16 protein-coding genes and 1 tRNA gene are annotated in these 19,028 nt (G+C 40.7%); 8 read left to right on the forward strand and 9 right to left on the reverse strand.

The features are described 5' to 3' along the window. Position 1: 1 nt before the first annotated feature. From ACQFX9_RS14205 to ACQFX9_RS14230, 6 genes are all read right to left on the reverse strand, one after another. A complete protein-coding gene (locus tag ACQFX9_RS14205) occupies positions 2–2,707 on the reverse strand; it encodes a peptidase domain-containing ABC transporter (RefSeq protein ID WP_427162591.1) in 2,706 nt (901 codons plus the stop codon). After that, the gene (locus tag ACQFX9_RS14210) at positions 2,601–3,326 is read right to left on the reverse strand and encodes a helix-turn-helix domain-containing protein (RefSeq protein ID WP_427162592.1); all 726 of its coding nucleotides are present in this window, start codon (positions 3,324–3,326) and stop codon (positions 2,601–2,603) included. The genes ACQFX9_RS14205 and ACQFX9_RS14210 overlap by 107 nt, the downstream gene beginning before the upstream one ends. Before the next feature lie 608 nt (positions 3,327–3,934). Next, complete coding sequence (locus ACQFX9_RS14215) at positions 3,935–5,176, reverse strand: hypothetical protein (protein ID WP_427162593.1); 1,242 nt, start codon at positions 5,174–5,176, stop codon at positions 3,935–3,937. 622 nt (positions 5,177–5,798) lie between these two features. Beyond that, the gene (locus tag ACQFX9_RS14220; protein WP_103137947.1) at positions 5,799–6,110 is read right to left on the reverse strand and encodes an RNA recognition motif domain-containing protein; all 312 of its coding nucleotides are present in this window, start codon (positions 6,108–6,110) and stop codon (positions 5,799–5,801) included. 195 nt (positions 6,111–6,305) lie between these two features. After that, a complete protein-coding gene (locus ACQFX9_RS14225; RefSeq protein ID WP_427162594.1) occupies positions 6,306–7,361 on the reverse strand; it encodes a DUF6745 domain-containing protein in 1,056 nt (351 codons plus the stop codon). A gap of 99 nt (positions 7,362–7,460) precedes the next feature. Further along, positions 7,461–7,754, reverse strand: a complete 294-nt coding sequence (locus ACQFX9_RS14230; RefSeq protein WP_427162595.1) for a hypothetical protein — start codon at positions 7,752–7,754, stop codon at positions 7,461–7,463. Positions 7,755–8,199: 445 nt separating this feature from the next. Between ACQFX9_RS14230 and topA the strand changes: the two genes are divergently transcribed. The 6 genes from topA (at position 8,200) to ACQFX9_RS14260 (ending at position 15,694) form a co-directional block, all read left to right on the forward strand. Then, positions 8,200–10,863 (forward strand): type I DNA topoisomerase, encoded by a 2,664-nt coding sequence (gene topA, locus ACQFX9_RS14235; protein WP_427162596.1) that lies wholly within the window; start codon positions 8,200–8,202, stop codon positions 10,861–10,863. Positions 10,864–11,186: 323 nt separating this feature from the next. Beyond that, positions 11,187–11,324, forward strand: a complete 138-nt coding sequence (locus ACQFX9_RS14240; protein ID WP_427162597.1) for a hypothetical protein — start codon at positions 11,187–11,189, stop codon at positions 11,322–11,324. A gap of 19 nt (positions 11,325–11,343) precedes the next feature. After that, positions 11,344–11,796, forward strand: a complete 453-nt coding sequence (gene aroQ, locus ACQFX9_RS14245) for a type II 3-dehydroquinate dehydratase (RefSeq protein ID WP_427162598.1) — start codon at positions 11,344–11,346, stop codon at positions 11,794–11,796. A 147-nt stretch (positions 11,797–11,943) separates the two neighbouring features. Continuing rightward, positions 11,944–12,846, forward strand: coding sequence for an ADP-ribosylglycohydrolase family protein (locus tag ACQFX9_RS14250; protein WP_427162600.1), 903 nt, complete (start codon positions 11,944–11,946; stop codon positions 12,844–12,846). Further along, complete coding sequence (locus tag ACQFX9_RS14255) at positions 12,807–13,037, forward strand: hypothetical protein (RefSeq protein WP_427162601.1); 231 nt, start codon at positions 12,807–12,809, stop codon at positions 13,035–13,037. The genes ACQFX9_RS14250 and ACQFX9_RS14255 overlap by 40 nt, the downstream gene beginning before the upstream one ends. After that, complete coding sequence (locus tag ACQFX9_RS14260) at positions 13,034–15,694, forward strand: HD family phosphohydrolase (RefSeq protein WP_427162602.1); 2,661 nt, start codon at positions 13,034–13,036, stop codon at positions 15,692–15,694. The genes ACQFX9_RS14255 and ACQFX9_RS14260 overlap by 4 nt, the downstream gene beginning before the upstream one ends. On the opposite strand, the gene ACQFX9_RS14265 is transcribed toward ACQFX9_RS14260, so the two are convergent. Next, positions 15,691–16,206, reverse strand: a complete 516-nt coding sequence (locus ACQFX9_RS14265) for a GNAT family N-acetyltransferase (RefSeq protein ID WP_427162603.1) — start codon at positions 16,204–16,206, stop codon at positions 15,691–15,693. The genes ACQFX9_RS14260 and ACQFX9_RS14265 overlap by 4 nt on opposite strands. Positions 16,207–16,799: 593 nt before the next feature. Between ACQFX9_RS14265 and ACQFX9_RS14270 the strand changes: the two genes are divergently transcribed. Both ACQFX9_RS14270 and ACQFX9_RS14275 read left to right on the forward strand, forming a co-directional pair. Further along, positions 16,800–16,873: transfer RNA gene (locus ACQFX9_RS14270), tRNA-Met, on the forward strand. A gap of 122 nt (positions 16,874–16,995) precedes the next feature. Beyond that, the gene (locus ACQFX9_RS14275; protein ID WP_427162604.1) at positions 16,996–18,129 is read left to right on the forward strand and encodes a tyrosine-type recombinase/integrase; all 1,134 of its coding nucleotides are present in this window, start codon (positions 16,996–16,998) and stop codon (positions 18,127–18,129) included. Positions 18,130–18,219: 90 nt separating this feature from the next. Here the strand turns inward: ACQFX9_RS14275 and ACQFX9_RS14280 are convergent, their stop codons facing one another. Next, a complete protein-coding gene (locus tag ACQFX9_RS14280) occupies positions 18,220–18,417 on the reverse strand; it encodes a hypothetical protein (RefSeq protein ID WP_427162605.1) in 198 nt (65 codons plus the stop codon). Between the two features lie 71 nt (positions 18,418–18,488). Further along, complete coding sequence (locus ACQFX9_RS14285; RefSeq protein ID WP_427162606.1) at positions 18,489–18,728, reverse strand: hypothetical protein; 240 nt, start codon at positions 18,726–18,728, stop codon at positions 18,489–18,491. Between the last annotated feature and the right edge of the window lie 300 nt (positions 18,729–19,028).

Raw genomic sequence — 19,028 nt, forward strand, 5'->3', positions numbered from 1 at the left:
ATTAATTAACAGGGCTGAGTTGCTGTTGATTAAGATAGAAGTAATGACCCTTTTTGTTCATTAATTCTGCGTGAGTTCCCTGTTCAATTAATAGTCCTTTGTCAAGAACTAGGATCAAATCTGCATTACGCACTGTGGATAAACGATGAGCAATGACTAGAGTAGTTCTACCCTTGAGAATCGTGTTGAAATTACGCTGAATAATTCTTTCTGATTCTGCATCTAGATGGGAGGTTGCTTCATCTAGAATTAGTAATTTAGGATCACCTAATAATGCTCTAGCGATCGCAATTCGTTGGCGTTGTCCTCCAGAGAGCATTCCACCACCTTCACCTATCTGCGTTTCGTAGCCTAGAGGTAGCTTTTTAATGAACTCATCCGCGCCGGCTAGTTTAGCAGCTGCAATCACTGATTCTAAAGTGGCACTAGGTAAACCTAAACTAATATTGTCCCTAATTGTACCACCAAATAAAAATGTATCTTGGTCAACTACTCCCACTTGTTCCCGCAAGGAATGTAAGGAAATACTAGTAATATCCTGACCATCAATAAATACTTTGCCATCTGTAGGAGGATACAAGCCTAAAACCAACTTAGAAATTGTCGTTTTACCTGAGCCACTCCGCCCCACTAAAGCCACCATTTGACCTGGTTTAATTTCAAAGGTCAAATTTTCTAAAATATTCATATCGCTTTCTGGATGATAGCGAAAGGTAACATGATCAAAGCGAATATGTCCCTTTATTGGTGGTAATGATTGACGAGATTGATATTGTAAATCTTCTTCTGCTTCAGTGTCTAAAACATCGTTAATTCTTTCCACAGCAATCGTGACTTCTTGCAACTCATTCCACAAAACTATGAGTCTTTGAAAGGGCGTAATAATATTACCCAGTAGCATATTAAAGGCTACCAATTGACCAATAGTCAATTGATTGTTAATTACTTGATGTGCGCCAAACCAAAGTAAGGCTGTACTCACAACTGCTTGAATAGTATTGCTGAAAATTTGTAGGCGATTGCCAATTACTTGCCCAGAGAAACTGGTTTTGATTTCTTTATTGAGTAAATCTTCCCAATGCCAACGGACTGTTTGTTCTACGGCTGTGGATTTAACGGTGCGTACACCAGATAAAACTTCAATCAGGTAACTACTTTCGTTGGCATAAGCATTAAATATTTCCCTGGATATTTTCCGTAAAAACGGCGTAGCAACTAGTGCCAAAATGAAGAAAGGTGGCACAATTACTAATACTAATAATGCCATTTTCCAGCTATACCACAACATCAAACCCACATAGATCACAACTGTGAGTAAATCTAGGAGGATTGACAAGGCTTCACCGGAAAGGAAGCGTTGAATTTTGCGATTTTCTTGCACACGGGAGATAATATCCCCCACATAACGAGATTCAAAAAAGCTCAAAGGTAAGCGGAGAGTATGACGAATAAATGCCACAATCAAAGCCACATCTATTTTGTTGGCTGTGTGGTCGAGTAAATATTGTCTTAACCCTGTCATTGCTACGCGGAATAGGTTGAAGATGAGCAAGCCTAAACCAACGGCAAATAAAGTTAATTCGGAACGCTGTACAACTACTCGGTCTAAAATTAACTGAGTAAATAGAGGTGTAATTAAACCAAATATTTGAATGAATACAGAGGCAATAAACACCTCAAACATTACTAAACCGTGTGGCTTAACTAATTCAAAAAATTGCCAAAAAGGTGTTGTTGCTTCTTGAGTATCTTTGAAAAAAACAGTTGGTTGCAGTAATAATGTATACCCAGTCCAATCGGCTTTAAATTCTTCATGGGTAAGTGTGCGTTGACCAATTGCCGGATCGGCAACGATGACGTGTTTAGACGTGATTTGATAGACAACTATATAATGTTTGCCTTCCCAGTGTGCGATCGCAGGTAATTTTTGTTTAGCTAATTGGTCTAAACTAGCTTTAACTGGTCGTGTCGAAAAGCCAATGCTTTCTGCGGCGGCGGACAAACCACGCAAGGATGCACCGTTACGATCTACATTGGCGATATCTCGTAAACGATTGACACTAATCCGCTTTCCCCAGTGACGAGATACCATCACTAAACAAGCTGCACCACAGTCTGACGCACTTTGTTGGGCAAAAAAAGGATAGCGACGAGTTACTTTTTGTAATAGATGTCCTACGCGTTGGCTGGGGTGCGGAAAGTAGGCTTTACTGATAGTCTTCGGTTTGGACTCAGTAACTGGTATGGATGGGGAATGATTCTGAGTTTCTGTTGGTGGTGAAGAGTGATTTAATAACCGATGACGCGTCTTAGCTTTGTCTAAGATATGTTCTTTGATAGCGGGATATTGTTGCATCCAAGCTGCAATCACATCACCAGGAATCAAGCACAATTGCAAATTGACACTCGCCCTCGCCCCATAAGGCTGAAATTTTTGGTCTGGAAATAGGGTAAATTCTCCAAATGATTCTCCACTTTCTAGGGTGGTGATCAATTCTCCATCTTGATTGAGTAATCGGACTTTACCCGCGATCGCAATATAAACTCCAGCCTCAACGTTTTCTCCTGTCCAAAACTTACCGATTTTGGGGTTGAGGAATTTAAATTTTGGGTAGCAGCGTTGAAATTCTGCTAATGGTAGAGAATAACCCAAAACATTGTTTAAAAGTTCTGGCGAAACCAACTGATCGGATAGCTTCTGCACCATGAATTTCTGACTCCGTACCTAATTTTGCTAAATCTATGGGCATTAATCCTAGATTTTCTGGGGTATCTTCGGATTTCAGGTCGTGAATCAATATGTGGGAATTTCCATGTTTTTTCACTGTGTTTTTTGACGCTTGATCGACCTGTGGACGAGTCGATAATCCCATTTGTTTGAGGAGTCTTTTAATATGGCGATCGCTAATTTCAATTCCTAATTCTTTTGCCAAATGTTTTTGCAACCAATTAGCAGTCCAGCGTCGAAAAGCATAACCATAATCACGGGGACTGTGGCTGATTAATTCTCTTAAACGTGCTAAATATTGATCATTAATTGCTTTAGGACGACCAACCGGACAGTCTTGCCATTGATGAGCCATCCCACTCCGGGCTATGTGCATCCAATATCTGGCTGTAGCTGGACAACAACCCAATTCCTGACAAATTGCAGACTGCGATTTTCCCTGATCAGTTAACAGCATAATTTCAATACGCTGACGGTAAGAAGCAGGTAAATCCTCTTGCAAACTTTTTTGCAGTAGCCTACGTTGGAAAGGCGTTAAAAATTTGCCCGTGTAACTATCCGCAACTTTTATTGGCGTGTTGACTGACGATTGAGACATATTAGGTTACTGAACACACTAAATTGTAAGCATCCCAACTAGTAACTGTTTCTTAAGCGAGTAACAGTTATTAGTTGCGGTATACAACGCGATAAAACCTTATGAGGTAAGCATTTGCAGAATTAGTCTAGTATTCTACGCATCCCATAACTATCTACGGACAACACCAAACAACATCCTTTAGCTTGTTGAACGTTTTTAGGCAATGTAAAAACTTGCTTACAAAATTTTCAATTTCAACATAATCAGAAATATATTTTAAATTCACTTTTTATGTAGTAAATAAAAGGTTAAAATTAGACAAAAATTTAGTTAAGTAGTAAAGACGCATACAATTTTATGTAAATAAAAAACCTTAAAAAATAATTATTTTTTAAGGTTTAGATTCAATTAAAAATATTCAGTTCAGCAAAAATGTGGCAATATCACCTCTACACCAGTCCTAAATCATGCGTGAAAAACCAGATAATACCAGTTGAGATATAAGAATCCTATTTGATTTCTGAAAAAAACTCAGTACACCTCTGCTACCTCTTTTCCTGTTCCCTGTTCCCTACCTACGCAAATAATTTCAATAATCAAGTCGGATTCCTATATTTAACTCTATCTTAAACTCTGGGGTCTAGAATTACTTGTGAACCAGATTGATCTACGTTGTAAGTCCAGAATTGATTTCTCACTCTCACAGTTACTTCCCAACCGTCGATGGGTTGATAATCTCTTGTGCAGATTTCGCCAAAACTGAATTCACAAAAGTTACCAAAAGTTTTTGGTGTAGCAGTTGTAATCTCTACTTGGCGTTGAGATAAACCGGAACGTTGAATGGCATCATCAATCACATGATTAGCGATCGCTGTTGGTAAGGTATTATTTCTTGTAACAATTGCTTTGGGGTCTAAGACAATTTCTGACCCTGATTGATTTACATGATAAGTCCACGATTGATTCCGCACCCTGACAATTACTTCCCAACCCTCAACAGGCCGATATTCGTCAGTGCAGATTTCCCCAAATTGAAACACGCAAGAGTTACCAAAAACTTGCCGAGTAGCATTAGTAATTTGCAATTGTTGTGGAGAAACACCAAAACTTCTAGCTGCATCATCTAGAATATTATTGGCGATCGCTCTGGGTAATGTATTATTATTCGCCACAATTGCCTTTGGATCTAAAACCATGTGCGAACCGAAGCGATCTACATGATAAGTCCATGATTGATTTCGCACTTTGACAACTACTTCCCAACCTAAGATGGGATTATATTGTTGTGGGCAAACTTCCCCAAAACCAAACTCACACAAATTACCAAAAGTTTTGGGTTTAGCTTGAGTAATCGCTAAATCTTCTCTTGCTAGACCAGAACGTCTGCTAGCATCACCGAGAACATTGTAAGCGATCGCCTGGGGTAATCTATTGTTTCCCTCCACATTAACTTTCGGGTCTAACAGAATTTGTGAACCAGACCTGTTAACATGATATTTCCAAGGTTGATTCCGCACCATCACAACTACTTCCCAACCCTCAATCGGGCGAAACTCCTTAGTACAAATCTCCCCAAAATTAAACACACAAGCGTTACCAAAGGTTTTGCGCGTAGAGTTAGAAATGTGAATATGACGAATAGGGACTCCCGAACGTTTTGAAGCATCCCGAATAATTGCATTCACAATATTTCGGGGTGGGCGATTCTGGAATGATTGAGATAGTTGTATTGGTTGTGGAATAGGAGATGCGATCGCTGTATGTTTGCTAACAATATCAAATCCCGAAGATAAAAGACCAGTTAAAGCCAAAGTCAAAACCCAGCTTCTATTACCAACAACTCGAAATAAGTGATTCATCGATTTCATATAACCTCCAGGCGAGGCTTGTACTTTATAGAACTGACGGAAAAATTCTCAACGAGTTGATCAAGAACCGTTAAGAACTTCATATATATAGAAATCAGTCATCACAATATGTTTTACGCAATGAAGAAAGTAAGAGTACAGGGGTGTAGGGAAAAGAATTTTAGATTTTGGATTTTAGATTGAAATTCAATCCAAAATTTAAAATCCAAAATCCAAAATGGAATCGCCCCATACCCCAATACGGTTCAGATAAGAAAAATAAATTTCAACCAAGCCAGCAAATGTTCACTCAACAAAAAACAAAAAAATGATTTTGGAGGGGGTTTGGGGGACGCAGCCGTCCCCCAATCGGGGGCTTGGGGGAGAATCCCCCAAATCTTGCTCATTGTCTAATAGGCAGAGCAAAAATTGAGAAATTAACTCTCACCACCTTAACTGAACCGTATTGCACTACAAACTGTTTTCTTAACTGAATTGTATTGGTTTAGGGGGGATCAAAACCTTAACTGAACCGTATTGCCCCATGCCCAATATATAAATCCAAAAAGCGGCTCAGTCATCTACTGAACCGCCAACTATGGGATGATTTAATTTTTTGTTAAAGGACGAATTTTCTCAAGACTTAATATTGTCGTGAGTATCCACCGTTATTTCTTCCCCAGCCGCCGCCACCAGAGCGTGCGCCTTTGTCCTCTTTGGGACGAGCTTTATTAACTTTCATTACACGACCCATCCATTCAGCACCGTCTAGGGCTTGAATAGCAGCGTCTTCCGCGTCTGATGTTTCCATTTCTACGAAACCAAAGCCACGAACGCGCCCAGTTTCCCTATCTGTAGGTAACTGCACGCGTGTAACTGTTCCGTATTCAGAAAATACTTTAGTTAGGTCGTCTTGAGTGACGCTGTAGGCTAAGTTCCCTACGTAAATTGACATGAAACTCTCCAGAATCCATTGATGCAGAGATGTTTATCCGGAGAGCCGCTTGAAATTATTACTAAAAACAAGATACGTTTCACCGAAATTAACTTCTCCACTCATATGCTAGCACAACTTTATGAATAGCAAAGTGTGATTTTAAGTATTTGTTTTAATGTATGGTAAAATACAAAATTTTTATATGTCTTAACATTAAGTCTGCACTGCAAAATCTTCGGGGTCAATGCCCCAGTTCACCCAGCAAGCAGCCTCCCGTGCTGAATTAGTATCAGGAGGAACTCGCAAAACGTGAATAAACCCCGTGCTAGGGCAAGTCATTTTTAACAAACAAATTGGCTCGACATCTATGGAGTTGTCAATCTGTAAAAAGGTATATTCTTTCCAACTATCTAATTCTTTTGCTTGCAATTCTGCCAAGATGCGAGTGTAGCCAATACCCTGAATTAACACCCGACGCAATTCGGCGTTGTCTTGTGTTAATAACCATTGAGGTTGCCATTCTCTAGGGTGGACTTTACCATATTCTTCCGGCAGGGCGACACCGTGATGAAAATAGAGACTGTATCCATCGGTAAACTCAATAGCTGGTTCGCCTTCAGCGTGGAGAAGATTTTGATTGTCGAAGCGGAGATGCAGAGGGCGATCGCACACAAAACAATATTCTTCAAAAGGAAATATAATTATGCCTGCGCGCACTACCTGCTCTAAAAGCTGATAAATTTTCGGGTTATAGTAGCAATCACACTCCGAAATAAAGAAATCAAATAAAGCAGCAGTATAATACAAATCGAATGAGGAAATAGCTTTGTGATCTACTCCCTTAGACCAAAGCTGCCAAACTAGTTCGGATTGATTCATTCGCAGAATCATCTCCAAGAAATTCAAATTATTTCCCAGTATTGAATCTAGTTCATTTTCTAAGCTATATTCTAAACACTCTAAGTTAACTGAAGTTTGTCTGCTAAAGTCTCTTATTTGATTTTCGATGTGTTCTTCTGTATCATCTGTAAAATTATTCTCTAGTCCTGTTTCTTTAGAACTGATTAACAAGATTTGATTAATAGCTGCAAGAGGATTATTAAGTAAAAGAATTTTTGGTATATTCTTGCCTAAAAATGAATATAAAACATCAACAATTTCTGATGCTGTGTTTTGAGAAATTAACTCAGATGCAAGTACGATTTTGCGCCACTTATCCAGATAAGATGGAATTAAAGCCTTCTGCTCAGGCGTTAACTTGTTAATCATATCTACTAATTTAAATTATCAAGCAATCGTCGCAAACATTCATCAAATCTCTGCGCCACTTTGCGTTAACCTCCGCGCTCCTTGGCGTTAAAAAAATTATCAATCAGCCACAAAATGCCAACCTTCCGGCTGATATTCTCGCTGAATTTTCACCATCCAATGACCTTGAGGAATTTTAATCGCGTGGTGTTCTTCATGAGATAGCAAAGCCGTTTCGGAAATCACACGCAAATAGAGAGTACCATCTTTATTTAATAACTCCGCCTTACCCTCAGTGATACGATGCTTATGTCCCGTAACTTCGCCCTCCGCCAAAGTTAAGTGAGGTATCATTTCACCTGTAACTTCTGGTACAGGTATTAAAATAACATCGCCTTGCCGCATTGGCTGCATAGTTTTTCCCTTGGGGATAAGTAAAAACCCCACTACGCTTTTTTTCTCAAATTTGCTTTAATTCTGGCACAGGTTGTTGGGATTGGAGACAGGGAAAAGTTCTATGCTTCTACCCTTACACCTACATACCCCTAAACAAAGCGATGGCGTAACCGCCCGCCGGAGGCGATCGCACAATTCAACCCATGATGTATTTTGAAAACAGTAGTCGCCAATTGTGCCATTGATAAGTTAAAGATTAGAAATAGCTGAAAAAATCGCATCTAGCATCGTAGTTAGTGGGGAGTAGGGAATATAAAGTGGGGATAGGGAGCAGAAAAGCAGAGGAGTTTTAACACCAATGCCCAATGCCCAATTCCCAATTCCCAATGCCCCCTTGACATTTCGCTGAAATTACTTCAATTTGACTGTTTAGCTTCATAGCTATTTTTTTATTGAAATTTCCATGTCAACTCTCGTCATTGTCGAATCTCCAACCAAAGCTCGCACCATCCGCAACTACCTACCAAGAGACTATCGGGTAGAAGCGTCAATGGGTCATGTGCGTGACCTACCCCAGTCGGCTAGTGAAATTCCTACGGCTGTCAAAGGGGAAGCATGGGCGCAGCTGGGGGTAAATGTGGACGCAGACTTTGAACCTGTATACGTTGTCCCCAAAGACAAAAAGAAAATTGTCACTCAGCTCAAGGATGCTTTAAAAGAAGCAACTGAACTGATCCTGGCAACTGACGAAGACCGAGAAGGTGAAAGCATTAGTTGGCATTTATACCAACTACTCAAGCCCAAAATCCCGACTAAGCGGATGGTTTTCCATGAAATCACCCAAGACGCGATTAAAAAGGCTTTGAAAAACTGCCGCACGATTGATGAGCAGCTAGTCCGCGCCCAAGAAACTCGGCGGATTTTAGACCGATTAGTCGGTTACACCCTCTCACCTCTGTTGTGGAAAAAAATTGCCTGGGGACTATCCGCCGGACGGGTGCAGTCTGTGGCTGTGCGGTTGCTGGTGACTAAGGAACGTCAACGCCGCGCCTTTAGGGAAGGTACATACTGGGACTTAAAGGCATACCTAGAGCAGAATAAAGCCCCCTTTAACGCCCTGTTAGTGACCCTAGCAGGCACAAAAGTCGCCACGGGGAGCGATTTTGACCCATCCACAGGACAAATCGCCGCCGGACGCAATGTAGTGCTGCTCTCTGAGTCAGATGCTATAGCTCTTAAAGAACGGCTGACTGGTAAACCCTGGACAGTCTCGGAAGTGGAAGAACGCCCAGTCACCCGTAAACCCTCACCACCGTTTACCACATCCACATTGCAGCAAGAATCTAACCGGAAATTGCGGCTTTCCGCACGGGACACCATGCGCGTCGCCCAAAGTTTGTATGAGCAGGGGTATATTACCTATATGCGTACAGACTCGGTACATTTATCAGAACAGGCGATCGCAGCTGCTCGTGATTGTGTAGAAAAACTATACGGCAAAGAATATCTCAGCCCCCAACCGAGACAATACACCACCAAATCCAAAGGCGCGCAGGAAGCCCACGAAGCCATTCGTCCGGCTGGTAGCAGTTTCCGCACCCCCCAAGAAACTGGGTTAAGCGGTCGGGAATTAGCCCTGTATGACCTGATTTGGAAGCGTACCGTCGCCTGTCAAATGGCTGACTCCCGCCAAACCCAAATCACCGTCCAGTTACAGGTGGAAGATGCAGGTTTCCGTTCTTCCGGTAAGCGTATTGATTTTCCTGGCTATCTGCGCGCCTACGTCGAAGGTTCTGACGATCCTGAAGCCGCGTTAGAAGACCAAGAGGTAATTTTGCCTGGGTTAAAAGTTGGGGATCATCCTCATTGTAAAGATATAGACACCGTTGACCACGAAACCCAACCACCAGCCAGATACACCGAAGCTACCCTAGTCAAAACCTTAGAAAGTGAAGGAATTGGTCGCCCCAGTACCTACGCCAGCATTATCGGTACAATTATCGATAAAGGTTACGCCCAACTGGTAAATAATGCCCTAATTCCCACCTTTACAGCCTTCGCCGTCACCGACCTTTTAGAAAAACATTTCCCTGATATCGTTGACCCCAGTTTCACCTCCAAAATGGAGCAAACCTTAGACGACATCGCCGAAGGTGAAGCGAATTGGCTGCCCTACCTACGGGAATTTTATCTGGGCGACAAAGGTTTAGAAACCTTAGTCAAAGAACAAGACAGCCAAATTGACGCGACTAAAGCCAGAACCGTCGAACTAGAAAATCTAGCCGTCAAAGTCCGCATTGGGAAATACGGCCCTTACATTGAAATGGATAACGGTGATGGTGTAATTACCGCCTCAATTCCCAAAGACTTGACCCCAGCCGACCTAGACCCCAAACAAGTCGAAACTCTGCTACGCCAAAAAACCGCCGGGCCAGATCAATTAGGCCGTCATCCTGAGACTGGTGAACCAATTTACGTCAAAATCGGTGCTTATGGGCCTTATGTCCAGTTAGGCGACAAGTCTGACGAAAACCCCAAACCCAAGCAAGCATCTCTACCCAAAGGTGTCACCCCAGAAAACATCTCCCTGGAAACAGCCATTGGTTTGTTGTCCTTACCCCGTCATTTAGGCGTGCATCCAGAAACAGGCTGTAAAATCCAAGCCAGTTTAGGGAGATTTGGCCCCTATATTGTCCATGACCAAGGCAAAGAAGGCAAAGATTACCGTTCCCTAAAAGCAGGTGATGATGTTCTGACAATTACCCTAGAACGGGCGTTGGAATTGTTATCAGAACAGAAAAAAACCCGTGGTGCTAGCAGTAGCAAGTCCAAAGCCGCTTTACGGGAATTAGGTACACATCCAGACGACGACGCAGCCATAAATATCTACGATGGCCCCTATGGCCCCTACATCAAGCACGGCAAAACTAACGTCGGGCTACCAGAAGGTGTATCAGTTGAAGATGTCACCCTAGCGCAAGCTTTAGAACTATTAGCCGCTAAAGCATCGACTAGCAAATCTAGCCGCAAAACCACTAAATCCACCACCACAAAATCTAAGTCAACAACCGCTAAATCCACGACTAAATCAACTACAGCCAGCAAGAAAAAAGAGGTGAAGAGTTAGTCAATAGTCAATAGTCAACAGTCAATAGTCAAAAGTGGCTCTCTTGTGTTCCCTTCTCATAGCCCTAATCAATGCCCCATGCCCCATTGACTATTTACTATCAACCACTGACAATTGACTAATAACTCTCGACGTTCGATAAGTGATGAATGTGATACTCTAAAAAGTAAGGGAGATAACAACACTAAAATTTTAAAATTGGCTTATGCCCGGAATAGGAAAGTGTGTATCAACCCGGTTGTCAGCCAGAGGTGCAGAAATACGCCAGTTTTTGCGTAGCTGTTAATCAACATTGAGGTAGTATCTCAGGAGCAGTCAGTTTAATGGACTATATAGATAAGGTACTGGAAAAGCTAAAAGAATTGGCACGCAAGCTAATTGAAGCCCTACTAGGGCCTGAAGCAGAGCCGGAACCAGAACTGATTCCGATCCCTGTAGATCAGCGATCGCGTCGTCGTTAATCGCCCGAAGGTACAATCATTGACAGTACAACCTCTAAGTATTTTGGTGCTGCACGGGCCAAACCTGAATTTACTGGGACAAAGAGAACCAGGCGTTTACGGTTCTACCACTTTGTCTGAAATTAATCGTCTGCTGACTGAAGCAGCACTAAATTTACAGGCTGTTGTCTTTCCATTGCAGTCAAACCATGAAGGTGTGTTAGTAGATGCAATTCATGATGCGCTAGGAAAACACCAAGGAATTCTGATTAACGCTGGGGCTTACACTCATACTAGTGTGGCGTTGAGGGATGCGATCGCTGGCGTGAATATACCGACAGTAGAAGTGCATCTCAGTAATATTTATCGTCGAGAAGAATTCCGCCATCACTCTTATATAGCCCCAGTAGTTATTGGACAAATTAGTGGCTTTGGTGTGCAAAGTTATATTTTGGGTTTACAGGCTTTGGTGCATCATTTGGAGTGCTGTTAGCGGAAGCGCGGCGTTTAGCCGGTGTTGAGTGCTAAGTGCTGAGTAGTTAGCTTTAGATGTTAGGGTTCATCTTTGTGACTACGGCTATAAAAGGTTAAAAGTAGAAAGGTAGAAGAACTTGCTTTTAACTTTTTACTCATTTCAATCATGCGCTATTTACTAGGGAGTCGGTTTAGAGGTGCTTTCTTAGGGGGTTTATTAGGAGAAACTTTAGCTAAAAGTAGTCACCCACAGCATCCAGTGGTTAGTAACTTTGCTGAAAGTCTAGTTCCTGGTGCTACCAGTCTGGTGCAATTAGGAAAATTTAATTTAGATGATTGGTTAGAGATATATCAAAAAAAATTTACCGATTTAGAACCAGCCAAAATAATTTTCGCTACAATTCCTCTTTCTTTGTTTTGCCATGAAAATCCGGTAAAACTGCACCAAAATTTACTGCAAATCTTGAAAAATTGGGATATTGACCCAGAGGTAAGGGATAGTACCTTAGCCATAGGATACGCGATCGCTCAGTCATTAACAGAAAAGCTTCATCCCCAAAGCCTCATCCCTCAAATCATTGCTTTTATTGGTGAGACAACTACCCCACTCCCACAAAACTTATTAAAAGTAAATAATTTGTTAACAAAAAAAGCCGGGTTAGAAATATTACAATGTGAACTCAATAGTCAAACACAACTCTCAGAGGGAGTAGCGTTAGCATTTTATTACTTTCTCAGCACCCTAGAAGATTTTCCTTTAACGGTTTCCAGAACAATTCACCATCAGCAAATCTGGAAACACAACGCCGTAATTAATTCTCAAGACATCAGTATTATTGCTGCTGTCTTATCTGGCGTGTATAACAGTAGTGTAAGTATTCCTGCATCTTGGAGAGTGTTACTAACCAGAGAATTCAGCCAAATTTCGCCAATGCTAGAATTAGCTGATGCACTTGCGATCGCATGGTCAGGAGTGTATAAACCAGGATTAAACCTCCCAGAATTTCCACAGGAAGAAAATTTTACCCCTTGCGTCTACGCAGCTCCTCGCGTCATCAAGGCGCGTTAGTCATTAGGGAACAGGGAACAGGGAACAGGGAACAGTTTTTCTCATCTCCTACCCTGTCTCCCTTGTCTTCCCAGTCCCCAATCCCCATTCCCCAGTCCCCAGTCCCCAATCCCCAATACTTCGACAAGCTCAGTACAAGTCCCCAATCCCCAATCCCCAATCCCCAGTCCCCAATCCCCAGTCCCCAATGAAAAAACAGCGATTTTTGCAGGCCTGGAATCGGCAGTTGACCCATTGGCGGCGGAGGTATAGACTATTTAGCCGTAGGAGAATATTACTAGCCAAGGTGAGTCACCAACATAAAAAACCTGGAAATGAAGGAAATAAATTGATTTTTCCGCATATACTCCGAACTTTGCTAGAAAATATCAAAAACGGTGACAGGCAAAAACGGAAAGTTGACCTGAGAGCAATGACAAAATCGGTCAAGAATCGTAGTAGGGTGGATGCAATAATTTGGGGTTGGATACATAAACAGCGTTCCTGTTTAGTTTTAGCGATCGCTGTTGTATCCTTAACTGGTGTAATGGGTCACAAACTATATAATCAACCTCAATTAAAAGTAGGAACTCTCGCACCACAGACAATTAGAGCTTCCTATGCAGACAAGATTGAGGATCGCCAAAAAACAGCAGAGAGACGTAAAAATGCGAGCAAGGAATCTATACCAGTATTGATGGTAGATTCAGAAATTACCGAAAAAATCAACCAAAATTTACAAAAATTACTAGATGAAGGAAACGCCATTCGTAAAATTGCGGGTTCTTTTCCTTTTTACGATACTTCCGTGTTATCTCTCTCAACTCAGGATTATCTCCGTTCATGTTCTGACTCAGAATGGCAAGTTTTGCAGGCGGCGATGAAAAACACTAGTCCACAAAGTTTAAGTCGTCGTTTCCGACAAAATGTTGGCAAACAACCACCTAGCAGTAATTCCACACCTCTCAACCCAAATCAACCAGTTTCAGGCGATCAAAGGGTTAATATTCTAGGTAAAAGTGAACTGACGTTAGCTTTAGCTGAACTTTTAGCTTATCGAGTCACAATTGGGGAAAAAAACATTCCCTCCGTGATGACACAGATTGCGGAAGCGCGTCAAGCATATACGCAAGCTAATGAGCAATTAAAAAGCAATAGCATCGCCTCAGAGACAATTTATAACGAAACAGTTCTGTTGCAATTATCAGATGATGAATGGACAAGAACCCAATCGGGAATTTATCAAAGTGCGGAACGCATTTTGACTCAAGGTATTCCCCCAGGTTTACCAGATAGTGTTGTCAGTAGTGCTGCCAGTTTACAAGTACAAGCTTTTGTTCCTAGAAACGGCGAATCGTTGGCGAATAAACTCTTACTAGCCGTCTTAGAGCCTAATTTAAAAGTAGATCAAGAACAAACTCAAGAAAAAGCGCAAAGAGCCGCAGCTGATGTTACACCCGTATTCGTGGAAGTGAAACAAGGTCAGATTATTGTCAACAAAGGAGACTTGATCACAGAACGGAATTTTGAAATTTTAGAGCATTATCAACTCATTCGGCGGGAAAATAATTGGCTGGAATTACTGAAATTAGGCGGTTTAGTGACGGGAGCAATCGGGATATTTGTTCTCTTGGAAAGGCGAATTAAATACCAATTGCGCCAACGCGATCGCCTGTTAGTTTTACTATTAACTTTGAGTACACCAGGATTACTGGCGATGGGTTTACCTTACACTACCTGGGGGGGTGTGGGGTTATTGTTGGGAAGCTTTTATGGCCCTAGTTTGGGTGTGACGGTGATTGTGTTACTGTTGCTGTTATTACCCATCAGTTTAGAAGTCAGCGCAATGACTTTATTGGCGGGTGCGGTGGGTGGAATCTTGGGTAGTTGTATTGCTCAAAAACTGCGATCGCGTGAAGAATTAGCACTTTTAGGTGTGGCGATCGCAGCTGCTCAAGGTGGTGTTTACTTAGTAATTAAAATCCTCATCGGTGCAGCCTTTGGTGCAGGTTGGTATGTTGTCTTGCAAGAGGCTGGATTATTTGCTTTATCGGGTCTAGCTTGGAGTATTGTGGCTTTAGGCTTAAGTCCCTATTTAGAAAAACTATTTGATTTAGTTACCCCCATTCGGCTATCAGAATTAGCCAATCCCAATCGTCCTTTACTCAAACGCCTCGCCACAGAAACACCAGGAACATTCCAGCACACCTTATCAGTAGCCACCCTAGCAGAAGCGGCAGCAAAAAAACTCGGATGTAACGTGGAATTAGTCAGAGCCGGAACGCTATACCACGATATAGGCAAAATGCACGACCCTTTAGGATTTATTGAAAATCAAATGGGCGGGCCGAATAAACATGAAACTGAAATCAAAGACCCTTGGAAGAGTGCAGAAATCATCAAAAAGCACGTCAGTGAAGGGTTAGTCATGGCGAGGAAACATCTTTTACCCACAGCCATTCAAGCGTTTATTCCCGAACATCAAGGGACAATGTTGATTGCCTATTTTTATCATCAAGCCGAACAAATGGCGCAGGCTGACCCCAGCATTGTGGTGAATGAAGCCGATTTCCGCTATGCTGGGCCGATTCCCCAATCACGGGAAACCGGGATTGTCATGTTAGCAGATGCTTGCGAAGCCGCATTGCGATCGCTCAAGGATGTCAACCCTGAACAAGCCCTAACCATGCTAAATAATATTTTGCGTGCTAGATGGCAAGATAATCAACTCATTGATTCCGGCTTAACACGGGAAGAAATGACACAAATCGCCGAAATCTTTGTAGAAGTTTGGCAACAATTTCACCACAAACGCATTGTTTATCCTAAGTTAAAAGGTAAAAACAAAGCAAATAAAGTTAATAGTTAAAAGTCACCATCCTGACTAAAAGCTGGTGGATAAACAACCTTACCGCGATAATTTTGGTCATATTTTTTTAGTGGTTTGACCATGAAAAATTCTTGAGCAACCGGAAACGGAGACTCAATCCCATACTTTACTGATGGCTCAAAGCCAAACCTTTGATAAAAATCAGGATGACCCAAAACTATCACTAACGCTTCTTGTGTCTCTGCTGCTTTCGTTAAAGCCACTGTTACTAATTCGCTAACAATTCCTTGTTTCTGAAATTTTGGATGTACAGCTAAAGGTGCTAGAGCTAATACTTTTAGTTGCTCTTCCCCTATTAAATAAATATAACTTAAAATAATATGCCCTACTATCTGGTTATTGACTTCAGCCACCAGAGAAAGCGCAGGGATATAAAAATCTGATTGGCGAATTGCTTCGATAATCTTCACCTCATTCTCTCCCACAAACGCTAGTCGGTTGACTTCATTGATGGCTTGATAATCTGAAGGGATTTCACAGCGAATATTCATGTTTGAGAAGAAATTCAAGTTTCATAATAAAAGCATATATGTAAGTTCTCTCTGTTTTCCCCCAGTAAGTTCAGGGATCAGATTGAATTCCTATCACTACAAATGAATTCATAAAACATAGACACACGAAAGAGTTTACCAACCAAAATAGCAGATAATTTAAATGTATTAGTTAATACCTAAATAATGTAATATCAGGTTTTTAGGTATTTGCACACATCCCCTGGGAAGATGCTAAGAGATAGAAATTATAGGTAGATTAATCCGGGATGTTGTTATGCACTGGATTTAAAGAGAGGTTTGGTCATCAGCCAAACCTTTTTTTTATTAACGCAGGACAGGGAATGTCTGTGGCGGTGAATCGAAGCAAAAGTCCAGACTTAGCAACCCAATGATGAAGAGAGTGATATTACAATTTCTTCCCCTTACACCCTTACACCCTCATACCCATACACCCATTTTTCAGGCAGGTCTAATGTGAAGCAGTCAACGAAGCTAGCAAAAGGCAGGGGGCATATCTCTTGTTTTTTCTTCAAAATAAGACTAGTCAAAAGAATATTAGTCTGCTATGATAATAAATGTGTGAAAAACACGGCTCAGTAGCTCAGTTGGTTAGAGCACGGGACTCATAAGCCTGGGGTCGTCTGTTCAAGTCAGACCTGAGCCATCATTAAAAGCTTACTATATAAAGGTTTCAGCTTTCAGTCATTTCTAGTCCTGAGAGCTGAATCTCTTTTTTTGGCTCCCTTTGACTATCCAATGACTATCCAATATAGTCACAGGATTAGCATGAAAGTTGGTATTGAGATATCTAAAGGTTATCTTAGATTAAGATTTCCTAGAACTCTATTTGAGGGCAATCAGAAATACTTATCTCTAGGTTTACTAGATACCCCAGAGAATAAGGTCGCTGCTGAAATGAAAGCTCGTCAAGCTGAGTTAGATATCCTAGCTGGTAACTTTGACTTCACCCTGGCTAAATACAGAATTCAGGTTACTCCAGTAAACCCCTCTGCTAAGAAGAAAACATATAACTTACTGGAGCTATGGGAGAAATATACAGAATTCAAATCAGGTCAGGTAGAAGAATCTACCTTAGTCCGTGACTACTCCCTCATAGAGAAAAGAATTAGGCAGTTTCCCACCACTGACATTAATGAAGCTTTACTCATTAGAAATCATTTATTGAGTACCTACTCTGCTGAAACAACTAAAAGGACTATTAAGCAGATTAGTGCTTGCTGTAATTGGGCTGTGTTATCTCAGTTAATAGAAAATAATCCATTTAAAGATTTAGGAAGAGTAATCAAAACAAAGAGAAAAGATAATACTATCCTCACTTTTAATAAAGAGGAGATAAATATTATTCTTGACGCTTTTAGAACAAATAAGTACTGTGCTAAGTATTCTCCACTACCACATTCCTATTATACTAATTATGTGAGTTTTCTATTTCTTACTGGTTGCCGACCAGAGGAAGCTGTAGCACTGAAATGGAAACATATTACTTCAACTCATATTACTTTTGCTGAAGCTGTGCCTTCTGATGTGAGGATTAGGAAGGATACAAAAACTCACCAAACTAGACTATTTCCTATCAATGGTCAACTGAGAGAATTATTAGATACTATTGGACAAGGGGAAGCAGAGAAATTACTATTTTGCAATAGGAATGGTAGAGAACTAAATACTCACAATTTTCTAAATAGAGTATGGAAACCTATATTAAATAATTTAGTTAAAGATGGGTTGATTAGGTATTACTTGCCTCAATATAATTGTCGTCATACCTTTATTACACTCTGTCTGGAAGCTGGTGTTAGTGTTAAACAAGTAGCTGATTTAGTTGGCAACTCTCCCGAAGTAATTTATAAACATTATTCAGGAGTAATCAAGCAGTTAGAAGTTCCAGAAATATTCTGAATATAGATTATAAAAAAGACCCCTGGATTTCAGGAGCCTTTAAAGTAAACTAAATATAAACTAAAATATGACAAACTAACAAATCAAACTTTACTTATCTCCCCACTCTCTAATAGCTTGAACAAACTTCTCTTTAATTTCAACTGCTGTTAACTCTTCAAGGGGAAGTTCTTTCATCTTCTCCTCAGCAAACTGAAGTGCTTCATCTACTAAAGCTTTATATTCTGGGCTACCTACATCAGGAGCATTATTAGGGGTTTTCTTAAGGAAATCAAATAAATTTTTCATAATAAGTAATCTATAACTTTGTATATGGTGGGGCAACTTGAAAATTGCCCAATTTTAGGAGGCTGATTTATTTACTCAAGTGGATTATTTCTTATGGTTTCTCTTACTGCCCTTTTTAATATGTCAAAAGATTGGTTAAACTCTTTCTCACATAACTCAATTTTTCTTATTAGTAAATCTTCTACATCTTGTGACCCTAAATCACCTAATTCTTCCTGCCCAAAACGTTCTCCAATTTCTTCAAGATACTTGCAGATATGCTTTTCTACCTTCTTCTTATTTCTTTCTTCTTTATTAAAAAAATTAAACATAAAATAAATTACTCTGTTTGTTTATATTATTAAGATAACAATTTAGTAATGTAAAAAGTAGGCATTAATAAAATAAGGTGCTAATAATAAAAGACCTTTAGAATTCTATAATTAAAAAACTTCTAAAAAAGGTCTCTGATTCACCGCTATTTTGACCTAAAAGGTGGCTTGAATTAGTTAATTGAAGATTGGTATTGTAAATAGTTCACAAGGCTTTATAACCCATTTTCAGGGCTGTTTTTTTAGTTATTCTTGAGTTACTCACTATATAGAGGATGAGTGAACTGAATCTTTTAAGAA

Origin of the sequence: Aliinostoc sp. HNIBRCY26 (genome assembly GCF_050235535.1) — a bacterium.
Classification (GTDB): Bacteria; Cyanobacteriota; Cyanobacteriia; order Cyanobacteriales; family Nostocaceae; genus Trichormus.

Excerpts from the sequence above, each read along its gene's own strand:
- ACQFX9_RS14205 (WP_427162591.1), bottom strand. The coding sequence starts at position 2,707 with ATGGTGCAGAAGCTATCCGATCAGTTGGTTTCGCCAGAACTTTTAAAC.
- ACQFX9_RS14210 (WP_427162592.1), bottom strand. The coding sequence starts at position 3,326 with ATGTCTCAATCGTCAGTCAACACGCCAATAAAAGTTGCGGATAGTTAC.
- ACQFX9_RS14215 (WP_427162593.1), bottom strand. The coding sequence starts at position 5,176 with ATGAAATCGATGAATCACTTATTTCGAGTTGTTGGTAATAGAAGCTGG.
- ACQFX9_RS14220 (WP_103137947.1), bottom strand. The coding sequence starts at position 6,110 with ATGTCAATTTACGTAGGGAACTTAGCCTACAGCGTCACTCAAGACGAC.
- ACQFX9_RS14225 (WP_427162594.1), bottom strand. The coding sequence starts at position 7,361 with ATGATTAACAAGTTAACGCCTGAGCAGAAGGCTTTAATTCCATCTTAT.
- ACQFX9_RS14230 (WP_427162595.1), bottom strand. The coding sequence starts at position 7,754 with ATGCAGCCAATGCGGCAAGGCGATGTTATTTTAATACCTGTACCAGAA.
- topA (WP_427162596.1), top strand. The coding sequence starts at position 8,200 with ATGTCAACTCTCGTCATTGTCGAATCTCCAACCAAAGCTCGCACCATC.
- ACQFX9_RS14240 (WP_427162597.1), top strand. The coding sequence starts at position 11,187 with ATGGACTATATAGATAAGGTACTGGAAAAGCTAAAAGAATTGGCACGC.
- ACQFX9_RS14250 (WP_427162600.1), top strand. The coding sequence starts at position 11,944 with ATGCGCTATTTACTAGGGAGTCGGTTTAGAGGTGCTTTCTTAGGGGGT.
- ACQFX9_RS14260 (WP_427162602.1), top strand. The coding sequence starts at position 13,034 with ATGAAAAAACAGCGATTTTTGCAGGCCTGGAATCGGCAGTTGACCCAT.
- ACQFX9_RS14265 (WP_427162603.1), bottom strand. The coding sequence starts at position 16,206 with ATGAATATTCGCTGTGAAATCCCTTCAGATTATCAAGCCATCAATGAA.
- ACQFX9_RS14275 (WP_427162604.1), top strand. The coding sequence starts at position 16,996 with ATGAAAGTTGGTATTGAGATATCTAAAGGTTATCTTAGATTAAGATTT.
- ACQFX9_RS14280 (WP_427162605.1), bottom strand. The coding sequence starts at position 18,417 with ATGAAAAATTTATTTGATTTCCTTAAGAAAACCCCTAATAATGCTCCT.
- ACQFX9_RS14285 (WP_427162606.1), bottom strand. The coding sequence starts at position 18,728 with ATGTTTAATTTTTTTAATAAAGAAGAAAGAAATAAGAAGAAGGTAGAA.